The 20,882-nt window shown below is 72.8% G+C and carries 16 protein-coding genes; 9 read left to right on the top strand and 7 right to left on the bottom strand.

Annotation, left to right across the window (positions count from 1 at the left end; translation table 11 throughout):
* The 4 genes from A4V12_RS30790 (at position 1) to A4V12_RS30775 (ending at position 4,428) form a co-directional block, all read left to right on the top strand.
* The gene (locus A4V12_RS30790) at positions 1–966 is read left to right on the top strand and encodes an amino acid ABC transporter permease (RefSeq protein WP_064072759.1); all 966 of its coding nucleotides are present in this window, start codon (positions 1–3) and stop codon (positions 964–966) included.
* Positions 963–1,727, top strand: coding sequence for an amino acid ABC transporter ATP-binding protein (locus A4V12_RS30785; RefSeq protein WP_064072758.1), 765 nt, complete (start codon positions 963–965; stop codon positions 1,725–1,727). The genes A4V12_RS30790 and A4V12_RS30785 overlap by 4 nt, the downstream gene beginning before the upstream one ends.
* On the top strand, positions 1,724–2,941 hold the full coding sequence (locus tag A4V12_RS30780) for a M20 family metallopeptidase (RefSeq protein ID WP_064072757.1): 1,218 nt from the start codon (positions 1,724–1,726) through the stop codon (positions 2,939–2,941). Before A4V12_RS30785 ends, A4V12_RS30780 begins: the two co-directional genes overlap by 4 nt.
* 197 nt (positions 2,942–3,138) lie before the next feature.
* Positions 3,139–4,428: a cyanophycinase gene (locus A4V12_RS30775; protein ID WP_064072756.1), complete on the top strand. Its 1,290-nt coding sequence runs from the start codon at positions 3,139–3,141 to the stop codon at positions 4,426–4,428.
* A 215-nt stretch (positions 4,429–4,643) separates the two neighbouring features.
* On the opposite strand, the gene A4V12_RS30770 is transcribed toward A4V12_RS30775, so the two are convergent.
* Entirely contained in the window at positions 4,644–5,522 is an 879-nt protein-coding gene (locus tag A4V12_RS30770; RefSeq protein ID WP_064072755.1) for a MurR/RpiR family transcriptional regulator, read from the bottom strand.
* Between the two features lie 595 nt (positions 5,523–6,117).
* Here A4V12_RS30770 and A4V12_RS30765 point away from each other — a divergent pair.
* Positions 6,118–7,014 carry a GNAT family N-acetyltransferase gene (locus A4V12_RS30765; RefSeq protein ID WP_350498030.1) on the top strand — a complete coding sequence of 299 codons (897 nt, stop codon included), beginning with the start codon at positions 6,118–6,120 and terminating at the stop codon, positions 7,012–7,014.
* 204 nt (positions 7,015–7,218) lie between these two features.
* Here the strand turns inward: A4V12_RS30765 and A4V12_RS30760 are convergent, their stop codons facing one another.
* The 5 genes from A4V12_RS30760 to A4V12_RS30740 form a co-directional block, all read right to left on the bottom strand.
* On the bottom strand, positions 7,219–7,584 hold the full coding sequence (locus A4V12_RS30760; protein ID WP_064072753.1) for a peptidase inhibitor family I36 protein: 366 nt from the start codon (positions 7,582–7,584) through the stop codon (positions 7,219–7,221).
* Positions 7,585–7,858: 274 nt separating this feature from the next.
* Positions 7,859–8,437: an ArsR/SmtB family transcription factor gene (locus A4V12_RS30755; protein WP_064072752.1), complete on the bottom strand. Its 579-nt coding sequence runs from the start codon at positions 8,435–8,437 to the stop codon at positions 7,859–7,861.
* Between the two features lie 213 nt (positions 8,438–8,650).
* A complete protein-coding gene (locus tag A4V12_RS30750; RefSeq protein WP_064072909.1) occupies positions 8,651–10,864 on the bottom strand; it encodes a bifunctional serine/threonine-protein kinase/ABC transporter substrate-binding protein in 2,214 nt (737 codons plus the stop codon).
* Positions 10,864–13,110 (bottom strand): bifunctional serine/threonine-protein kinase/ABC transporter substrate-binding protein, encoded by a 2,247-nt coding sequence (locus A4V12_RS30745; RefSeq protein WP_064072751.1) that lies wholly within the window; start codon positions 13,108–13,110, stop codon positions 10,864–10,866. The genes A4V12_RS30750 and A4V12_RS30745 overlap by 1 nt, the downstream gene beginning before the upstream one ends.
* Positions 13,110–13,688 carry a hypothetical protein gene (locus A4V12_RS30740; protein WP_234372394.1) on the bottom strand — a complete coding sequence of 193 codons (579 nt, stop codon included), beginning with the start codon at positions 13,686–13,688 and terminating at the stop codon, positions 13,110–13,112. Before A4V12_RS30740 ends, A4V12_RS30745 begins: the two co-directional genes overlap by 1 nt.
* A 690-nt stretch (positions 13,689–14,378) precedes the next feature.
* Between A4V12_RS30740 and A4V12_RS30735 the strand changes: the two genes are divergently transcribed.
* On the top strand, positions 14,379–15,839 hold the full coding sequence (locus tag A4V12_RS30735; protein ID WP_064072749.1) for a low molecular weight phosphatase family protein: 1,461 nt from the start codon (positions 14,379–14,381) through the stop codon (positions 15,837–15,839).
* A gap of 159 nt (positions 15,840–15,998) precedes the next feature.
* On the opposite strand, the gene A4V12_RS30730 is transcribed toward A4V12_RS30735, so the two are convergent.
* A complete protein-coding gene (locus A4V12_RS30730) occupies positions 15,999–17,282 on the bottom strand; it encodes a M48 family metallopeptidase (protein ID WP_064072748.1) in 1,284 nt (427 codons plus the stop codon).
* A gap of 408 nt (positions 17,283–17,690) precedes the next feature.
* Here A4V12_RS30730 and A4V12_RS30725 point away from each other — a divergent pair, with 408 nt between their 5' ends.
* From A4V12_RS30725 to A4V12_RS30715, 3 genes are all read left to right on the top strand, one after another.
* Positions 17,691–18,452 carry a hypothetical protein gene (locus A4V12_RS30725; RefSeq protein WP_064072747.1) on the top strand — a complete coding sequence of 254 codons (762 nt, stop codon included), beginning with the start codon at positions 17,691–17,693 and terminating at the stop codon, positions 18,450–18,452.
* A 154-nt stretch (positions 18,453–18,606) separates the two neighbouring features.
* Positions 18,607–19,449 (top strand): YhjD/YihY/BrkB family envelope integrity protein, encoded by an 843-nt coding sequence (locus A4V12_RS30720; protein ID WP_064072746.1) that lies wholly within the window; start codon positions 18,607–18,609, stop codon positions 19,447–19,449.
* Between the two features lie 341 nt (positions 19,450–19,790).
* Positions 19,791–20,588: a maleylpyruvate isomerase family mycothiol-dependent enzyme gene (locus tag A4V12_RS30715; RefSeq protein ID WP_064072745.1), complete on the top strand. Its 798-nt coding sequence runs from the start codon at positions 19,791–19,793 to the stop codon at positions 20,586–20,588.
* The last annotated feature ends 294 nt before the right edge of the window (positions 20,589–20,882 follow it).

Genomic DNA, 20,882 nt, shown 5'->3' with positions numbered 1-20,882 from the left:
ATGACCAGCACGACCAAGATTCCGCAGACGCCCGCCGGCACGGCCCAGCCGCCCGCCACGGAACTCGACATCGTCCCCGTCCGCAACTACGGGCGCTGGACGGCGGCCGTCGCCTCGCTGATGGCCCTCGTCGGCCTGATCGGCTCCCTCGCCAAGAACGACAACGTCCGCTGGGACGTCGTCGGGCAGTACCTCTTCGCCGACCTCATCTTCGACGGCCTGGCCACCACCCTGTGGCTGACGGCGGCCGCCATGCTCCTCGGCCTGGCGCTCGGCACGCTGATCGCCGTCATGAGGCTCTCCTCCAGTCCCGTCCTGTACGGTCTGGCCACCGCGTTCGTCTGGGTCTTCCGGGGCACACCGCTGCTGGTGCAGATCATCTTCTGGGGCTATGCCGCCGCCCTGTACAAGTACGTGAAGATCGGCATCCCCTTCACCGACATCACGTTCTTCCAGGCGGAGACGAACGCCCTGCTGACGCCGGCCATCGCCGCCCTCCTGGCGCTGGGCCTCAACGAGGCCGCGTACGCCTCCGAGATCGTCCGCGCGGGCATCCAGTCCGTCGACCCCGGCCAGGCCGAGGCCGCCCACTCGCTCGGCATGCGCCCCGCGCTGACCATGCGCCGGATCGTGCTGCCCCAGGCGATGCGGGTGATCATCCCGCCGATGGGCAACGAGACCATCAACATGCTGAAGATGACGGCCCTCGTCTCCGTCATCTCCGCCCACGACCTGATGTCCAACATCCAGGACGTGTACGCCCAGAACTACCAGGTCATCCCCATGCTGGTCGTCGCCAGCATCTGGTACCTGGCCCTCGTCACCCTGCTCGGCGTTCCCCAGGCGTGGCTGGAACGACGCTACGGCCGCGGCACCACCCGCGCCGGACACGCCTCCGCCTTCCGGCGCCTCCTCGGCGGAACCACGGCGCGGCCGGGCAAGAACAGCAAGGAGCAGAACCGATGAGCACCCCCATGGTGCGCGCCGAAGGCGTCCGCAAGCACTTCGGCGGACTCGAGGTCCTCAAGGGCATCGACCTCACCGTGGAACGCGGCCAGGTCTGCTGCCTCCTCGGCCCCTCCGGATCGGGCAAGTCCACCTTCCTGCGCTGCATCAACCACCTCGACAAGGTCGACGGCGGCCGGCTCACCGTCGACGGAGAACTCGTCGGATACCGCCAGCAGGGCAACAAGCTCCATGAACTGCGCGAGCGCGAGGTCGCCGACCGCCGTCGCGACATCGGCATGGTCTTCCAGCGGTTCAACCTGTTCCCGCACATGACCGCCGTCGAGAACGTCATGGAGGCCCCCGTCAAGGTCGCCGCGGTCTCCCGGAACGACGCCCGGGAGCAGGCCCACGCCCTGCTCGACCGGGTCGGCCTCGGCGACCGCGCCCGTCACTACCCCGCCCAGCTGTCCGGCGGACAGCAGCAGCGTGTCGCCATCGCGCGCGCACTCGCCATGAAACCCAAGCTCATGCTGTTCGACGAGCCCACGTCCGCGCTCGACCCCGAACTCGTCGGGGACGTCCTGGACGTCATGCGGCAACTCGCCGCCGACGGCATGACCATGGTCGTCGTCACCCACGAGATCGGCTTCGCCCGCGAGGTCGGCGACACCGCCGTCTTCATGGACGAAGGCGTCGTCGTGGAAGCGGGGGACCCCCGCCGCGTGCTCGTCGACCCGGAGCAGGAGCGCACCCGCGCGTTCCTGTCCAAGGTCCTGTGAGCGCCCCCACCCGCCGACCGGCGAGTCCCGAGCGCCTCCTCGGCCTGGCCCGAGCCCGCCGCTCCCGCTACCTCCACGACCTCGAGCAGCTCGTCTGCATCGACTCCGGCTCCTACAGCGCCACGGGCGTGAACGCGGTCGCCGACTGGGTCGAGCGCCGTCTCGAACTCATCGGGTTCGACGTCGAACGCGTCCGCTTCCCGCCCGCGCCGGACGGCCGCCGGACCGGCGACGCACTCGTCGGCCGACGGCGCGGTGCGCTTCCCGAGTCGGCGGGCGGCCGGAGGATCATCCTCGCCGGGCACATGGACACCGTCTTCGAGGACGGCACCGCCGCCGGCCGTCCCTTCCGTCTCGACGGGTCCACGGCGCACGGCCCCGGCGTCAGCGACGACAAGGGCGGCCTGCTCGCCGGCCTCACCGCGCTGGAGATGCTCGGCGAACTGGGCGCCGACGCCTACGACGAGCTGGTCTTCCTCGCCACCCCCGACGAGGAGATCGGATCGCCCGCCAGCCGCGCGCTGATCGAGAGCACCGCCAAGGGAATGCACTACGGTCTCGGGCTCGAATGCGCCCGCGAGAACGGCGACCTCGTCATCGCCCGCAAGGGCGTCGCCGACTTCCGCCTCACCGTCACCGGCCGGGCGGCCCACGCCGGCATCGAACCGGAGCGCGGCGCCAACGCGGCCCTCGCCGCCGCCCACCTCACCGTCGCACTCCAGGCCCTCAACGGCCACTGGGACGACGTCACCGTCAACGTCGGTGTCGTACGCGCCGGCACCCGCGCCAACATCGTGTGCCCCCAGGCGGAACTGCGCATCGAGGTACGGGCCGCCACCACGGCCGACATCCGGCGCGTCACCCGGGCCATCCAGGAAGCCGCCGACCACCCGGGCGTCCCCGGCGTCACCGTCGAGGTGGAACAGCTCGACCTCTGCCCGCCCATGGAGGACACCCCGGCCTCCCGGCGCATGTTCGGCCTCGCACGGCGCGCGGCCCGCTCGGCCGGGATCGACATCGGCGCCGCCGCGACCGGCGGTGTGGGGGACGCCAACCTCATCGCGGGAGCGGGAGTCCCGGTCCTGGACGGCCTGGGACCCGTCGGAGGCGCCGACCACACGCCCCAGGAGTGGCTCGACACCACCAGCGTCCCCCAGCGCATCGCCCTGCTCGCCGCTCTGATCATCTCCCTCGGCGACATCGGCACCCACTGAAAGCGGTCGGCGCCTGGAGAGGGAGCCCCCGCTTCCGTGAGGAAGCCCCCTGCTGAACGGAAGCCGCGCTTCCGGGAGGTGGGGCGCTTCCCTCCACCGCCCCGTCCCGATCACCCCAGCCGCACCCGCGGCGGCCACCGCCGTCCGCCGCCCCGGCCGTACGAACACCCCACCCACTCTCCCGACCCGGAGGCACCATGCGCGTCCCTTCCGCTCCCGCACGCCGCACCGTCCTCGCCTGCGGCATCGCCGCGGCCCTCCTCGCCGGTGCGTCCGCCGCGAGTGCCGACCCCCGGCCCGCCCGGAACCACGCAGGATCCCTCGTCCTGATCGGCGGAGCCCTGAAGGAGAACAACACCCAGGTCTACGGCGAGATCATCAAGCGGGCCGGCGGCCCGAAGGCCCGCATCGGCGTCATCACCGCCGCCTCCGTGCCCGAGAGCCAGGACCCCCACGCCGGCGATCCCGCCCGGTGCAGCAACTCGGCCTGCAACGGCGCCTATTACGCCGACCTCTTCAAGCGGCACGGCGCCGCGGACGCCCAGTGGATACCACTCGACATCGACCACGTGGCCAACGCCGACTCGGACTCCGTCGTCGCACAGGTCGAGTCCATGAGCGGATTCTTCTTCGGCGGCGGTGACCAGTACCGCTACGTCACCACCCTCCTGCGCGGCGAGGAACACACTGACTCCAAGGTGCTCGCCGCCATCCGTGCCAAGCTCGCCCGCGGCGCCGTCGTGTCCGGGTCCTCCGCCGGCGCGCAGATCGCCTCCGGCCCCGACATGGTCAGCGGCGGAGAGTCCTACGAGGGACTCCGGGACGGCAGCGCGCCCGGCTACTTCGACGACCCGGCCAGACTCGGCTACATCCCCCGGGGCGGCTTCGGCTTCCTGCGCTCCGGACTCATCGACACCCACACCGGGGCCTACGGCCGCGAGGGCCGGGCACTGCGTCTCGCCTCCGACACCGGCCACGACCGCGTCTACGCCCTGGAGGAGAACACCGCCCTGGTGGTCGACCGGCCAGGCACCCGCTACGAACGTATGACCGTCCTCGGCCCGACCGGCGTCGCCGTCCTCGACCTGCGCGGCGCCCGCGCCCACGAGTCGGCGGGAGCCTGGTCCCTCCGCAAGGCCCGGTACAGCTACCTCACCGACAAGGACCAGTACGACGCACACACCTGGACGCCTCGGGTCCACCCGGACAAGCAGCGCCTGACCCCCACCGCCACGAACCCCGTGCCGGCCAACAACGACGTCTTCCACTCGGCCGCCAACCCCGACGGCACCCCCTACTCCCTCCGCACCACCGCCCGCGCCCTCGCCGCGACCCGGGCGCAGAACAGCGCGACGGCGACCACCTTCGAGACCGGACCGCGGTTCACGGTCACCCTCACCAAGGCGCGTGGATTCGCCGCCTTCACCGCAGACGGCGCCGGCGCCGGGACTCTCGTCTCCCTGCGGATCGACATCACGGCGAAGTGACCGGCGAAGCGGCGGGCCGGCCTCCCGGAACGGGCCGGCTCGCCACCTCGCGCGCCGCCACCGGTTCACGGCCCGGCGGCCACGACACCCACCTGCCCGGCCGCCGGACGCGGGAGCGCCGCGACCGTTCCCGTACACGGACGCCGGTACCGGGGTGCCGGCACCCCACAGGCGCCCGGCCCTCACGCCGCCCACCGCCGTGAGCGGCCCCCGTGCTACAGCAGGCCGGTGCGGCGGGCGATGCTCTCGGCCTTCTTCATCCGCTCGTGACCGTCGCCGCCGATCCGGTCGAGGACGGCGGCGACGAGCGACTCCACGACCGCCAGGGCCGGGACCAGGCTGTCGTACGGGGAGTCCGAGGAGACCTGCGTGATGAGCACGACGTCGGCGTGGGCGGCGGCGGGGGAGAGCCACGGGTCGGTGAACACGATGACCTTGCCGCCCCGCTCCCGGGTCAGTTCGGCGATGAGGGTCTTGTCGGCCTCGTACCGCCGGTAGTCGAACAGTACGGTGACGTCACGCCGGGCGAGCTGCGTCAGGAAGGACGTCCGTTCCACGTCCCTGTGCGGCAGAAGGCTCACCTGGTCGCGGAACTGCATCAGGTGCATGCCCAGGTACTCGGCCATGAGGTGGGTGAACCGTCCCCCGGCCACATGCACCCGGCGCCGAGGATCGCCGAGGAGGCCCACCGCGTCCTCGAACTCGTGCGCGGCCACCTCGTCGAAGGTCTGGGCGACGGCCTGCTGCACCAGCACGGCCCGCTCGCCCAGATGCGCCGCCGCGGAGTCCCGTGGAGCCCCCTCCCGCGCCCGCTCCGACGATTCCGCGGGCGTGTAGAGGGTGATCGGCGAGGCGTTGCGGGCGTCCAGCTCCGAGCGGAGAGCCGCCTGCAGATCGGGGAAGCCCCGGAAACCCAGCCGCGAAGCACACCTCAGCACCGTGGGCGCCGACACGCCGGCCCGCTCCGCGATGGTTGCGACGGTCTCGAAGACCGCTGCCGGATAGCCCGCGAGCAGAACGCGCGCGACCTTGCGCTCCGCCGGGCTCAGCTCGCCGAGCCTGGTGCGGATCTCGTCGGCCAGCGTGGCGCTCATGGCTTTCCTTCCTGCGGCGCGGGATCACCGATGGCTGCCCGCAGCCGTCGGGGCCACCCCCTACGGCTTCCCACGTTTCAGAACATCGTGTTTCAAAGGTCAAATGTACCGTCCATTACGACCCTGGCACAGCCCCCCTCGTGCCCTGGCGGCGCCACGGCGCTCGCCGCTTGGCTCCGCCGGCCCGTACGACGTGCGCCTCACACCGGAGGTGCTGCGGCGCGGCGGCCGGGATCCGGTCCTCCGCCGGCAGGGCGGCGTCCTGTGGCGCGCTCACGGCCCCAGGCGCCCCGGCCGGAGTGCAGGGCCCGTCCGCCGACCGCCCGGATCACCGCCTACCCGGCCGACGGATCGACGTAGGTCGGCGGGATGTTCATCATCGACGGCTGGACGGAACGGGGCGTACGGCGGTCGAGGGAGCCCGCCACGCGGCGCGGACAGCGTGCGGCGCCCCACCGGCCGCCGGGGCGTGGTGCGGACCGGTCGAGGCGCTGGCGGGTCTGCGGGGCGGAAAGCGTCCCCGCCACCCGGGAGGCGGCGACCTGACTGCTCGGGGCAGGCGCCAACGTGAGCCTGGAACACAGGAACTGACGATATGTTGGAACACGTGGACTCAGTGCGAGTGCGACCGATGCGCGAGGAAGACCTCAGGCCGGCGGAACGAGTGTCGGCGGTGACCTTCCACGATGCGGACCGGCGGAGCAGAAGAGTCAGCGAACCCGAGATCGAACCGCGCTCGGCGGCGCAGTCGGAGCAGTGGATCGAGCGCATGGGTCACTTCCTCGCCGAGGACCCCGGGGGCTGCTGGGTGGCGGTGGAGCGGGACGAGGAAGTCGTCGGGTTCGCCATCTCGCAGAACCGCGGGGAGCTCTGGTACCTGGCCACGTACGGCGTTCTCACCGGCCGGCAGGGGAAGGGCATCGGCAAGCGGCTGATGGACGCCGTCCTGGCGCACGCGGGCGGCCGCCGGGGCATGTTCTCCTCGACCGTCCATCCCGGGGCGACCCGGCGCTACCGGCTGGCGGGCTTCACCCTCCACCCGCAGATGCGCATGGTCGGCACCGTCGACCGATCCACGCTTCCCGCGGTCGGCGGCCTCCGGGACGGCGAGGCGTCCGACCTGGAGTGGATGGACCGGCTGGACGAGGAACTGCGCGGCGCCGGCCACGGCCCGGATCACGCCTACATGCTGCGCACCTTGCGGCTGGTCGTGTCACGCGACGTGAAGGTCAAGCCGGGGTACGCGTACATCGACGGGCGGGGACGCGCCGTGCTGCTCGCCGCGGCCGACGAGGAGGCCGCGCAGGGACTGCTGTGGGAGGCCTTGGCGTCCTCCGAGGGGGACACCCTGGTCAACTGCATCACCACGGCCAATCACTGGGCCGTCGACGTCGGGCTCGCCGCCCGTCTGGACCTCGGCCAGGAGGGCTATCTCGCCGTCCGCGGCATGACCGCCCCCGCGCCCTATCTGGCCAGCGGGCACTTCCTCTGACCCGAGCCCTTCGCGGCGGGCCGCCCCGCAGGCCGACGCGGCGCACACGGTGACCGACACCGCGTGCGCCGCGCTCACGTCCGGCGCCTTCGCCGCTCCACGACCGGAACATGCCCGGTCCCGGTGCCCGGGCCAGGTGGGATCATGGCCGCCCGGCCCTGGTGGACGTCGTGGAGCGGGGAGGCCGGGCCGCCCGATCCTGCCTCAGCAGGTGTCGGCGACGGCGTCGATCTTCTTGCCGAATCCGGTGTCGTACCGGGCGGCGTAGTGGCCCCTGCTGACCGAGCGGCAGACCTTCTGCCCGCCACTCCAGTCGATGAAGGCACCGGACCGGTTCGCGATGAAGGAATACGAGTGGTCGCGCCAGGCCGCGGGCAGGTCCTTGTATCCGCCCGTCCAGTTGTACTGAGCGCCGCTGTGGGACACGCCCGTCCAAAGGCAGATCGCATTGGAGGGGCACGTGGCGTTCGTGCTGCTCGGAACCGCCTGCGCGGTCTGGCCGGTGGTCAGTGTGGCCAACGCCAGGACGCCGGCGATCATGACTGAGCGCATGGGCTTGCTTGCCTTCATCTGAGGACTCCTCGTTGATGGACTACCGATTGCTGCGGCTTTCCGAAGACGGCCCGGCCGGGCTGCGCATCGACGCACCACCCGCCCGCGAGTCCGTTCACCGCACCTCTCACGCCCCGGCGGTCTGCCGGGCCGCGGAGGCCGGGCGCACCTTCAGGCGGTGGCATCCACCACCCCGGGACGCGCGAACACCATGAATGTTCCGGGCTGCCGGCACCGGCGGCCACGGCCTTAAGCCATGGCTTAAGGCCAGGCGTCCACGCTGCGCGCGGCGCTATCGGTTCCCGGCCAGCAGTTCCCGGCCCAGGGCAGTGGCCAGGTGCAGCACGGAACCACCACGCCGGCTGGTGGTGATGAGGCGTGCGTCGCGCAGCGCCTTGGTGTGCTGGCTGGCGGCCGCCTGGGAGACACCGAGCCGCGCGGCCAGTTCAGTGGTGCTGCACCCGTCGGCGGCCACGCGCAGCGCGGCGGCCCGGGTGCGCCCGAGCAGGGCGCCCAGGGGATCCGCGGTCGGTGGGCCCGCGGGGTGCCACAGCGCGGCACCCGTCACCGGGTCGGTCACGGCGGGTACGGTGAGCCGCGGCGCCGCCGCGTCGTCGCCAGGGTCGTACAGCAGGCTGAACGCACGCCAGGAGAACAGCGTCGGCACCAGGATCAGCCCTCTGCCGCCCAGATGGACCTCGACGGGGCGCGGGTGGCGAATCTCCAGCACGGGTGCGCACCAGCGCACCAGCGGAGGGCTGAGAGCAGCCAGCAGCGCCTCGACTCCCCCTTCCAGGAACGTGCGGGCGTGCTGCGCCCGTACGGCGTCCAGCTGTTGCCGGGCAGCCGCCCAGTACGGTGCGACCGCCACTCGATGACAAGCCACGAGGCCGGCCGCCACCGCCTTCACGCGATTCCGACGTGCCAGGGAACGCTGCGGGCGGATCCGGAGGCAAGGCGGTCTTTGCCCGGGAGCTGCCGGCAGTGGCACTGGCCGGCCGCCAGGCGGACCGGGTCATGCCCTCGTGACCGGCATCGGCATCGGCGAAGCCCTTATGCCCACCCGGCGAACGCCCGGAAGGATTCAGCCCTTGCTGAGCCGGCTTCTCGCGTACTGCCCGAGGAACGTGAAGGTCCCGCCCCGTACTTGATGGAGGAAGAGGCCCTCCTTGTCGTAGGCCCCTCCGTCGACCACGGAGTAGGAGAGCGTCCGGGTGATGCCCTGGTAGCGGATCTCCTGTGCGCGCCGGATGATGGAACCCCTGTCCGTGACGGGCGTCCGGCCGTTCGTCATGGCATCGGCGATGAAGCGAACCGCGTCGTACGCCTCCGCGGCCCACCGGGGGGGCATCGTCCCGAACTTCCCGCGGTAGGTGGTGGTGAACTCACTGGCGGCAGGTGTGCGGGCGGCCTCGACGAACGGCGTGGTGAACACCCAGCCCTCCGCGGTGACGCCCGCCGTGCGCAGGAACCGCGGGCCGAAGCCCTGCCGGATGCCCATCCGTGCGCCGGTGTATCCCGTCGACGCGAGGGCCCGTGCGAGGGCGGCGGCGCGCAGCTCGTCTCCGGTGAACAGCAGAGCGTCGGCGCGGGCGGCCTTCACCTCTGCGGCGAGGGCCCCGGCGTTCATCGCCCGTCCGACGGCCCTGACCGTGGCTGTGCGGCCGGCGTTCCGCAGGGCCGTGGCGACCTGCCGGCAGATGTTCCAGCTCAGGTCGCCCTGTGCCCGGTCATCGAGAAGCACCACCCGGCGCGCACCGACGGTGCGGCTCAGATGGGTGATGCAGGGGACCGCCATCAGCTGGTCATGAACGCGACCGGGAATGTACGCACGGGGGTTGACGTCCTCGACGATCCTTCTGTTGGCGTCCACACCCGGTGACACGGCCACCGTGGGCAGCGACGCCTCGTGGTACGTCAGCACGGCGGCGAGCGCGCAGGCGTCGGTGGTCGGCCCCACCACCGCCCGCACGGAGGCGTCGTCGACGAGCCGCCGGGCGACACCGGCCGCGCGGGACGGGACGCCCCCGTCGTCATGGACGGTCAGGGCGAGCCGGAAAGGTGTGGAGCGCCGGGCGTTCACGTCATCGACGGCGATACGTGCCCCGTTCCGCTGCGCCTGTCCAGCTGCTGCGGCCGCCCCCGACAGATCCCCGTGAAGAGCCAGCGTCAGCACCGGCCGGTCCTGTGCGGCGTCCCTTTCCGCCCCAGAGGTACCGGGCCGCGTCCGGACCCACCACAGTGCGCCTGCGCCCGCTGCGGCGGCCCCAGCGGCCGAGCCGAGTGCGAGGAAGCGCCGGCGGGTGGGTATGCCCGGCAGTCCGGTGCCGATGGGCACCGCGGTCACCGTCTCGGCGTCCGACAGGCGGGCCTTCGGGGGCGGGGGCGAAACCTCGGTCGTCCCGCCGGCGGCGGCGATGCGCAGAACCTGCGCCGACCTGTCGGCGATGAGGCGGACGACCGGTTCGGGGAGCCACGGCCCGGCGGCGTCCTGAATTCCGCCGAGGGCGGCGCGCACGGCTGCTGGACCGGGCCGATGCTGCGGCTGCTTGGCGAGACAGGCTCTGAGCAGGGGCGTCAGCTCACCCGGTACACCGTCGAGGTCGGGTTGCTCGGTCACCGTGCGCAGCAGCGCGGCGGCAGCGAGCCCGCCGCCGAAAGGACGTACACCGGCGGCGGCGTAGGCCAGCACGCAGCCCAGGGAGAACACATCGCTGGGCGGGCCGATCTCCGCGGGCCGGGCCTGGGCCTGCTCCGGGGAGAGGAAGCCCGGTGAACCGACGACCATGCCGCTGGAGGTGAGGGCCGTGGCGTCGGCGGAGCGGGCGATGCCGAAGTCGATCAGACGGGGGCCGTCCACGCCGAGCAGGATGTTGCCCGGCTTGACGTCGCGGTGGACCAGGCCGGCCCGGTGCACCGCCTCCAGCGCCTCGGCCAGCCGGGCGCCCAGGAACCGCACGGTGGAGTGCGGCAGCGGCCCGTGGAGACCGACGGCCTCGGCGAGGGACGGGCCGGGCACGAAAGCGGTCGCCAGCCATGGCTCCCGCGCGTCCGGGTCCGCGTCCAGCAACGGCGCCACCCAGGGGCTGACCACCCCCCGGGCGGCGTCGGCCTCGCGACGGAACCGTGCCCGGAAGGCCGCGTCCCCGACGTGAGCGGCATGGATGACCTTGACCGCCGCGACCACGCCGGACGGTGATCGAGCCAGGTACACGACACCCATGCCGCCCGCCCCCAGCCGGGCGAGAACGCGGAACGGGCCCGCCCCGGCCGGGTCGCCCGGACGCAGCGGACGCATCAGGAGGGGACCGAGACCGGAGCCGGGCCGTGGCACCGGAAGGCGCCCCGTTCGACCCGCCACCGGAACACGCCGTTGTCGGCGCCGATGACGAACTCACCCGTCTTCGCGCGGAAGGCGAACTTCTTGGTGATGCCCTGGTACGGCGTGCCGCGTACGGCGGCCAGCAGGGCGGCGCGGGTCGGGCGGGCGCGGCCCAGCCGCTCCAGACCGGCGAGCAGCATGTTCGTGACGTCGTACGCCTCGACGGAGTACCGCGCGGGCACCGCCCCGAAGCGCCGCCGGTGCGCGGCGGTGAACGCCGCCCCGGCCGGCAGGAGCGCGGGGTCGGCGGCCGGGGCCACCGCGACCCATCCCTCGGCGGCCCGGCCGGCCGCGGTGAGGAACCGTTCACCGAGGAGCGGGTGGGCGGAGACGCGTGCCCCGGCGAAGCGGCGGTCATGGAGGACCTTGGCGATCAGCGCCGCTCGGTCGGGGTAACCGGCGAAGACGACCGAGTCGGCACCTGCCGCCAGCAGGGCGTCCACGGGCGGGCGGAAGTCGCTGCGCAAGGCGCTGACGACTTCCGGTACTTGCGGATGTCCGTCCCGGTGCAGCACCTTGCTGAGGGTGCTGCTGATCTCCCAGGCGTGGTCGTCGGCCGCGCGGTCGTCGACGATCCCGACCCGCCGCGACCCGGCGGACCCCCGCAGGTGGACGTTGAGGTAGAACGCCAGAAGACTGTCGGGGACGCGGGCGTGCAGGAAGGAGCGGTACCCCTGGAGGGCGAGGGCGATCGATCCGGGGGAGACGGCGACCACCGGAACCAGAGCCGTGTCGTACGCCACCAGGGAGGCCTCCGCGGTGGTGTCGGTGGTGGGGCCCACGACGGCGAGCACCGTGGGATCCGCCGCCAGCGTCTTCGCCACGCGGAGCGCGGCTCGTGGATCGCCGCCGTCGTCCTCTGCCCTGACGGCGAGTGTGTACGGACGGTTCCGGCGGGCGTTGAACCGCTCCACCGCGAGCCGCAGCCCGCGCTCCTGAGCCAGGCCGGTGGCCTTGTCCCCGCCGCTCAGGTCGGCGTGCAGCGCGAGCGTGCAGGGCGAGCGGCGTGGATGTCCGGCCGGTGCGGGGCCCTCGCGGTCGAGGGCCGCCCACAGCGCCGTTCCACCCCCCGCCACCACCAGGGCCGCCCCTCCTGCCAGCGCCAGGAACCGCCGGCGTCCCGTCGTGGAACCCGGCCCGCCGGCCGGGGCCCCGTCCGCGTCGGCCGGATCGGCGTGCCCGGCGCCCGGCGGGACACGTTCACCCCCGCTACCGGCGGCGTCATCGCCGACGGCCCCCTCCGACACCTCGGTGTCGTCGATCCCGGGCAGCGCCAGCGCGTGGGCCGAACGCTCGGCGATGAGCCGGAGTACCGGTTCGGCGAGCCACCGGACGGGACCCTCCGCGGCGCGCCCGCCCTCCGCCAGGGCGTGGTGCACCTCCGCGGCGGTCGGGCGGTGCCGCGGATCCTTCTCCAGGCAGCCGCCGACCACACCGGCCACTTCCTCCGGAACGCCGTCGGTGTCCGGGAAGTCGTGCACGGTCCGGTACAGCAGAGCGTCGACGGGTCCGCCACCGAAGGGGGCCCTGCCGGTCGCTGCGTACATGAGGACGCACCCGAGGGAGAACACGTCACCGGCCGGGCCGACCACCGGTACGTCCCGGCCGCCGGCCTGCTCGGGCGCCAGATAACCGGGCGTACCCACCACGACCCCGGTGGCCGTGAGTGAGGTGTCCTCGGGAGCCCGGGCGATCCCGAAGTCGATGAGCCGCGGCCCGTCGTGAGCCAGGAGCACGTTGCCGGGCTTGAGGTCCCGGTGGACGAGCCCGGCGGCATGGAGGTCGTCGAGCGCTTCGGCCAGACGGGCCCCGAGCACCCGCAGCCCGTGCGACGGGAGCGGCCCGTGCAGCGCGACGGCCTCGGCGAGCGACGGCCCGGGCACGAACTCGGTGGCCAGCCAGGGCTCGGCGGCATCCGGATCCGCGTCGGCCAGGCTTACCGACCAACGGCTGGTGACCCGCCGGGCGACCTCCACCTCCCGCCGGAACCGGTCCCGGAAGCCGGTGTCATCGGCGTATTCGCCCTGGATGACCTTGAGCGCCACCAGGGCTCCGCCCGGAGTACGCGCAAGGTAGACGACGCCCATGCCTCCCGCTCCGAGCCGGCCGAGCAGTCGGTGCCCCGCGATGCGCGCGGGGTCGGATCCACACAGCGCGTCCATCACCCCTCCTTGCCCGTACGCGTCTTGACACGCCCGGTCATCTGGGGAAGTGACTGGGTGACCCAGCGGTTCAGCTCCTCGGCGGTATGGCCCGCCGCCCCTTTCACGGACACTCCGACGGTGACGGTCCCGACCCGCGCGACGCTCCAGACATAGGGGTGGGCTCCTTCGCGGGTGACGTACATGCCCCGTTCGTAGACGTTGTCGTCCGCCCATTGCTGGCCCCGCAGGCCGAAGGGCGTTCCGGTCGATCCGAGCTCCGTCAGTCGTTCACCGGGCCGGATCTCCTGTTCGCGGCAGCGCAGCACCTCCTCAAGGGTGGTCGACAACTGCTCGTCGGCGCCGAGTTCGGAGGTGTGGACGGTCGCCACGGCGGTCACACGGACCGTGCCCTTCCCGTCCCGGCCGGGCAGTTCGGCGTACCGGGACAGTGATGCCCACACCCCCGCGGGCAACGGCTCACGCTGCCACCGGCACTTCCCGTCCAGCACGGCGACGGTGCGGGGCCGGCTCTCGGCCACAGCCTGTGGCACGAACTCCGGCCCCCAGTCGGCCGGCCGCAGGACGACGTGGTCCACCAACTCCTCCGCCTGACGGGCGCTCTTCGGCGCTCGGTCGGGATCCGCGGTGAACCGCTCGGCGGAGGGACTGCCGGGTTGCGACGAAGGGGACGGGGAGCGCGGTGGCGAAGACGCACCGCCGCCCCCGGACGCGCCGCCCGAGCAGCCCGACAGCATGATTGCGGCTGCCGAAGCGGCGACCACCCGGCGTCGCCGACCACGCCTGTTGGCAAACGTTCTCGCACCGGACACGTGCCCCCCTCGAACCCTTCGGCTCCCCCTGGCGCAGATCGTACGGCGATGACGCCCCGCGTGGGAGCCGCTCCGGATACACGGAACGCCCCCGGGGCCTCCGTGCCGTGGGGCCGGGCCGATGCTCCGGCGAAACGGCACGAACACCCCGCCGTCCCGGCCGCGGCTGTGCTGTGTTGCCGCGGCCTGTCCGGCCCTGCGTCGTGCAGGTGCGGCGGCTCGGGGGGGTGGGGGCGCGGGTGTCGGGCTGGTCGTACCGGTATTGCGCTGGCGTGCAACCACACCATCGATTCCCACGATGCAAGCGCTTGTGGACACCGCGGCAGGAGGTCACGCTCTCTACGGGGCGTGCCGATCCGGGCGGGCACGAGGAGACGCGGATGAGTGCGGGGGCTCCTACGGGGGACCGGCCATGCGCGTTCGCCCCCGGAGGGGACCGGGCGGGGAGGGGTGAGAATGGGTTGGCTCGCGTTCGGATACTTCCTTTCCTACATTCCCTACGTACTGCTGCTCAAGGCACTGACGAACGGCATTCCCCCGTTCGCCGGCGAGCCGGTGGACGGGCTGGTGCTACTGCCGGCGGCGGCTCTCGGCCAGCTGGCCGCCATGCCCGTCTTCCTGCTGGCCAGCGGGTGGTGGCGTCACGCACGCCGGCCCGCTGTCCCCGACCCCGACCGCTCCAGGTCCGCGACCTGGAGCCTGGTGTGGGCGGGGTTCTTCACCTCCCTCGTCATCGGTGCCACCACGCTCAACTTCACCTTCACCCACGTTTCGGTCCTGTTCGTCCTGCTGCTCATGCGCGGGGGAGTCCTGATCACCTCTCCGCTCATCGACAAGGCCCGGCAGCGGCACGTGCCCTCCTCGGCATGGGCCGCCCTGCTGCTGAGCCTGGCCGCGGTGCTGGTGGCGGTCAGCGGTGTCCGGGACTTCCACCTCCCGCTGCTCGCGGCGACGAGCGTGGGCGTCTACCTCGTCTGCTACGCCGCCCGGTTCGAGATCATGAGCCGTGTGGCGAAATCCGGCGCGGTGGCCACCGACCGCCGGTACTTCGTCGTGGAGCACGCCACCGCCCCCCTCTGGCTCGCCGTGCTGCTGGCAGCCGGGGCCCTGGCCGGCCAGCCGGGACTGCGCGCCGGCTTCACCACCTTCCTCACGACCCCGCCCGCCTGGACGGCCGCCGCGGTAGGAGTCGCCTACGAGGCCCTGTTCGTCTTCGGCACACTGATCTACCTCGACCGCCGCGCGTTCTCCTGGTGCGTACCGGTCAACCGCTGCGCCAGCCTCCTCTCGGGCCTGGCAGCCGCCTACCTGCTGCACCACACGGCAGGGCTGCCCACCCCGACGGACGCCGAACTGCTGGCACTGGTCCTGATCGTCGCCGCGATCGGTGCTCTGAGCCATCCGGCGGCGTCGCGGTGGCGCCGCCCGGCCGGGCCGACGCAACGAGTGCTGTTCGTCTGCGGCGGCAACACCTTCCGCTCACCCCTCGCCGCCTCGATGGCCCGCAGCGAGGCGCGGCGGTACGGGAAGGCCGGGGCCGCCCTGCGGATCACCAGCGCGGGGCTGGGGGCCACGGCGTGGCGGTGGGGGGCGCCGATGTCCCCGCACACCGGCCCGGTCCTCGCCGGTCTGGGCATACGCCCGGCACTCGGTCCGGGACACCCCCGGCTGCGCCGTGCCCGTCCGCTCACCCCGCGGCTGTGCCGGAGCAGCACGCACATCTACTGCATGACCCGGGAGCACCGGGACGCGCTCCTCACGCTGGTACCGGACGTGGAGGGCCGTACCCTGTGCCTCGACCCGGACCTCGACATCACCGACCCGCACGGCGGATCGGCCGAGGCCCACCTGCGCTGCGCCCAGCACATCCAGCGGGCGGTCAGGCAGCGTCTGCACCAGCTGATCGGCACCGGTTGAAGGGATGGGGGCGCCGAGCGCCTGCTTCCGTACACCGAACGCCGCAGCGGCGGTGCGGTCGCTGGAGGAGACGGACGGCCGATCCCCGCTCCGGGCGGAGCCCCCCGGGTGTCCGACGGAGTCGACGCCAAGCGCGGGGAACCGGTCGTCGTCCTCGGCCTAGCCCGGGAATCCCTGCCGGACGATGTGCCGCGCCACCACGCTGCGGGGGCCGGCGAGCTCGGCGGTGATCGAGCCGCCCCGGTCGTCCGTCATGGTCACCGCCGCCGCACGGGCGTCGCCGAGGAGGAGGCAGGCGCGCCGGAGGTGCGTCGGCGGGTGGGTCGAGTCGACGCTGTGTCCGCGCAGCGCGCCGACGCGGCGCTGGCGCTCGTACTCGTCCTCCGGGATGGACTCCGTCTCCGCGGCGAGGCGTTCCCACAGTCCGTCCGCCCGGTCCCCGGTCGCGGTGCCGCGCCGGACGACCTGGGCCGCGTTGCCCTCCCGTCGCAGTGTCGTCACGACCGAGTCGGCGACGAGGAGCCGGTCCATCAGTCCGACGGCGGCCTCGGTGGAACCGGCACGGGCGGCCGCGGAGTCCGCGAGGTACTCCGCGCGCTGGGTGGCCCGGAGGGACAGCCGGTCGAGCAGGGCGAGCGCACCGTGGACCGCCGCGCGGGGCGGCAGGGAGAGCAGGTTGACGAGCAGGTCGAGGAGGGACGGGTCCGGCGTGGGCGCGAAGTAGTAGCGCCAGGTGGTCAGGGAGCGGTACGCGGTCGCGAGCACCCGGCCGTGCCGGGCGTCCCCGTTGCTGTAGTGGCCGAACTCGTGCCCCAGCAGGGCGATCCGCTGCTGGGGCGTGAGGATCTCCCAGAGCGGCAGCCCCAGCGTCAGCACTCGCCGGCCGCGCACGCCGCGGGTCGTCACGCTCGCGTTGACGCCACCGTCCACCACGACAAGGTCGGCACCCCGGGTCCCCACGACGCCGGCGACCTCGTCGATCAACGCGTACAGCGCCGGGGCGTCCGCCCGCGCCAGGACCGGCGTGCCGTCCTCGGGCAGGCGGTACGGCCGGGGCCGGAGCGTCCACGCCAGCGCCAGCAGGAACACGCCCACGGCCATCAGGGGACGGCCCCATCCCGTCACGAGGAACCACGTCCCGCCCGCCGCGAGTAGGACCGTGACACCGTGCACGAGCAGGGCGATCGCATAGGCGGCGAGTGCGGCCGGGTCACGCCTCGGGGCCGGAACTGCGCCGCCGGTCATCTCGGCGAGCAGTTGTTCGCCATGGCGGCGTGCCAGGGCACGCCGCGCCTTCCCCAATCGCCCGCGGTCCTCCTCGGGCGGCACCGGATCGACGTTCCAGTCGCACTCGGAGCACCAGACGACGAACCGCCCGCCGCCCTGCACCGCGCCTCCGCACCGGGGGCACCGTCGTGCCGTCTCCCGTGTGTTCGTGCTCATCGGCACGCTCCCCCTCCTCGACCTCTCCCCAGAAGTCGTTCGATTGTTCGGTGTGCAGCTGATCACGAACGGGCGGGCGCGTAAAGCGGATCCGGCCCGCAGGCATACCGCGGCCACACCCCGGAGAGCGGGTGAGGCCTCATACCACGGACCCTCCCGGGACAGCCGCGATGCGGCGGTTCTCGAGCCGTCGGCAAGGACTCCGCCGGCGGCTCGCGGCCGCCACCGCGACCGGAGCCCGCCTGCCGCGCAGGCGCCCGCGGCCACGGCGGACGCACCGTACCGCCGATGACGCGGACGCCGGTGACCCTGCCTTCGGCAGCTCCGGATGGCGGAGGCCGGGTGGCGGGGCGGGGCGCGAGGGCGGACGGTGTTCGGGACCCGCCGTCGAGCCCGGAGGCGCACGCCATGCCGTCCTACGAGGGAATCCTCAGCTGGATCTTCTGCCAGTCGCCCCGTTCGAACCACAACGTTCCCGGTGTGCCGGAGCTCGATGTCGTGACGCTGCGGTGGAACGGTGAGCAGGTCGCCCGGCGGGAGATGGAGCAGGGCGAGACGTGGTCGCTGGATGTCACCCGGCCGCTGCCCGGCCCGGCGACGGTCGAGGTGGTGGTGCGGCCCAACGAGGACGGCAGCGTAGAGGACGTCATCGGCTCGGTGCAGTTGAGCGCCGCCGACGTGGGCACGGGCCTTGCCGCCACCGACTTCCACGAGGCCCGTTTCGACGAGGCCGGGGCCCAGTACGAGCTGACCTACAAGGTCAGGCAGATCGACGACGTACCCGGACCTGCCCCGACCCCCGCCCCCGCCCCTGCCGACGGGGTCCTCAGCTGGATCTTCTGCGAGTCACCGCGCTCGAACCACAACGTTCCCGGTGTGCCGGAGGTCGATGTCGTGACGCTGCGGTGGAACGGTGAGCAGGTCGCCCGGCGGGAGATGGAGCAGGGCGAGACGTGGTCGCTGGATGTCACCCGGCCGCTGCCCGGCCCGGCGACGGTCGAGGTGGTGGTGCGGCCCAACGAGGACGGCAGCGTAGAGGACGTCATCGGCTCGGTGCAGCTGGCCACATCACTCGCGGGCGCCGGCTTCCAGGTGGCCCGCTTCGACGACGCCGGTGCGCGTTACGAACTGACCTACCGGGTGAACCCGCACGATCCCGGCGACGGCTGAAGCGCCTGGCGCGGGAGCAGGGCCGCTGCCCCCGACTCCGCCGGTGGGCCAGGAACGTGGACGTACGGCCGTGGCCTCCTGGACGGGCTCACCCAGCCGTGAGCCACGGCACGGCGGCGCGACAACCGGGGAACGCGCCGGTATCAATGCCTCCATGGGAGGCGAAGCGCGTCGGAAGCGGGAAGGCCCGCCGCCCCGGCACTGGGCGTCGCGGCAGGCCCGGCGCCTCCGCGAGAGCGGGCCGGGCAGGCTGTGGCGCGGCTTGTGGGGCCAGCTCACGGAGGCCGACTTCTTCAACCACGCGCTCCAGCTGGCCGCGCTCGCCCTGTTGTGCTTCTTCCCGATGCTCATCGTGCTCACGGAGGCCACGGGGCGGGACACCACCACGGTCGTCGTGCGATGGCTGGGGCTGAACCAGGAGGCGGCGGAGGCCGTGGCGTCGCTCTTCGTGCCCGGACCCGGGGCGGACACCGTGACGGTGGTGAGCGGCTTCCTCATGGCACTGGGGGCCATGGCCGTGGCGGGCACTCTCCAGAGCTGGTACCAGACGCTGTTCGACGTCCCACATCGGGGCTGGCACGACGTCACGATCCAGTTGGTCTGGCTCGTGTACCTCCTGCTCTTCACCGCGGTCCAGAGTGCGCTGGGCCGGGTGGCGGAAGGGCTGCCACTGCAAAGCCTGGCGGGCTGGGCCTGGGCGGCCGCCTTCTGGTGGAGCACGGTATGGGTGCTCCTGTCCGGCGCCGTCCGGTGGCGTGCCCTCCTGCCCGCCGCGCTGGTCACCAGCGTGTGCTGGACGGGTCTGGGCGTGTTCTCGGCGCGCTACTTCTCGTCGGCGATCGTGGCGAACGAACAGCGGTACGGCCCCGTCGGCGTCGTCATGATCATTATCTCCTGGCTGGTGGCGGTCGGGGTGGTCATCCACCTGGGCGCGGTGATCGGCCAAATGCTCAGCGGTCACGCGCGCCCGCCGAAGCCGTCGCCCCCCGCCCCCTGACCACGGGCAGCGGAGGCCCGCAGGACCGAACGCTCCGAAGGCGGACCACCCTCCGCCGCGGTGCAAGAACTCGGAATGACGCGCCCGTTGCCGTGGAAGACCGGCCTCGCCCACCGTCGGCCGGCCCCATCCAGTACACCGACCTGACGCTGCGCACACGGCGAGCCTGGAACACCGGCAGTACGACGCCGGGCGTACGTCATCACCACCGAGCGTCCTCGCAGCAGTGCGCAGCCCGGCACTTGAGCGGTGGGAGGCCGGGACGTCGTCCGCAACGGCCAACCGGCGGGCGACTGCGAAAATCGCTGTCCTTCACCGGAGGACGGTGATAGATCTCCGGCGTGGACAAGAATCCTGAGTTCCCTGATCTGCTGCGACTGATCGATGAACGGTCGACCGCCTTCCGCACCGCGGTCGCCGCCGCGCCCACCCTCGACGCACCGGTGCCGACCTGCCCGGGGTGGACGCTGTTCGATCTGGTGAAGCACCTGGGTGGGGGAGACCGTTACTGGGCCGCCATCGTCGGCGCGGGGCCTGCCGACGCTCCCCCGGCCGAGGCCGCCGCCGCGCGCGCCGCGCTGGAAGTGCCGCGGGACCGTGACGCCCTGCTGGCCTGGCTGGCCGCGTCGACCCGGCTTCTGCTGAGCGCCCTGCGCGAGGCAGGACCGGACGCCGGCTGCTGGGCGTGGTGGAGTGCCCTGCAGACGCCGCGGACCTCTGGCGGAGTGGCCCGGCACCGGGTCCAGGAGAGCGCCGTGCACACCTATGACGCCCTGCTCGCCGCGGGCGACCCGCAGCCGCTGCCGGCCGAGGTCGCACTCGACGGTGTCGAGGAGTTCCTGTTCACCTGCGTCGCGACGGCCAGCGCCTGGCCACACAAGCCCACGGCCTTCGACTTCCACACCACCGAGGGCCGCTCCTGGCGCCTCACGGTCGACGGCGACGGCGCACGCTCCACCCGTATCTCCGCACCCACTGCCGCGGCCGGCGAGGACCCAGACGCAGCCGGCGCCTCCGTACGTGGCACGGCCAGTGAGCTGGTCCTCTACTTGTACGACCGTATCCCCGCCGAATCCTTGCACGTCGATGGAGACGCAGGGCTGCTCGACCTGCTCCGCGCCTGGGAACCGGAGGAGTAGGACGTGGCGAGGACGGTTGGTCGCGCCTCCAGCCGGTAGCACACGGCGGGTTCGCTTGCGGGGAATCGGGCACAGCAGAACCGCACGAGAGCGGGTACCGCCGCGCTCCCCGACTGCCGTCATCGCACGAACCGGTGCACGGTGCGCGGGCGGCCCCCTGCCAGCGGGAGTGCGCGAACCCGGCACCCGACAGCCACCAGTGGACGCCCCCCCGCCTCTGTACGACGGGAAGGGCTACTCCTGGAGCAAAGCACGCACTGTTCTGCCGGCGGCAGAACACCGGCCAGACCGGGC

It is taken from the genome of Streptomyces noursei (assembly GCF_001646665.1).
GTDB lineage: Bacteria > Actinomycetota > Actinomycetes > Streptomycetales > Streptomycetaceae > Streptomyces > Streptomyces lavendulocolor.
The sequence above is the reverse complement of the archived record's forward strand: the minus strand, read 5'-3'. Positions and strand labels throughout refer to the sequence as shown.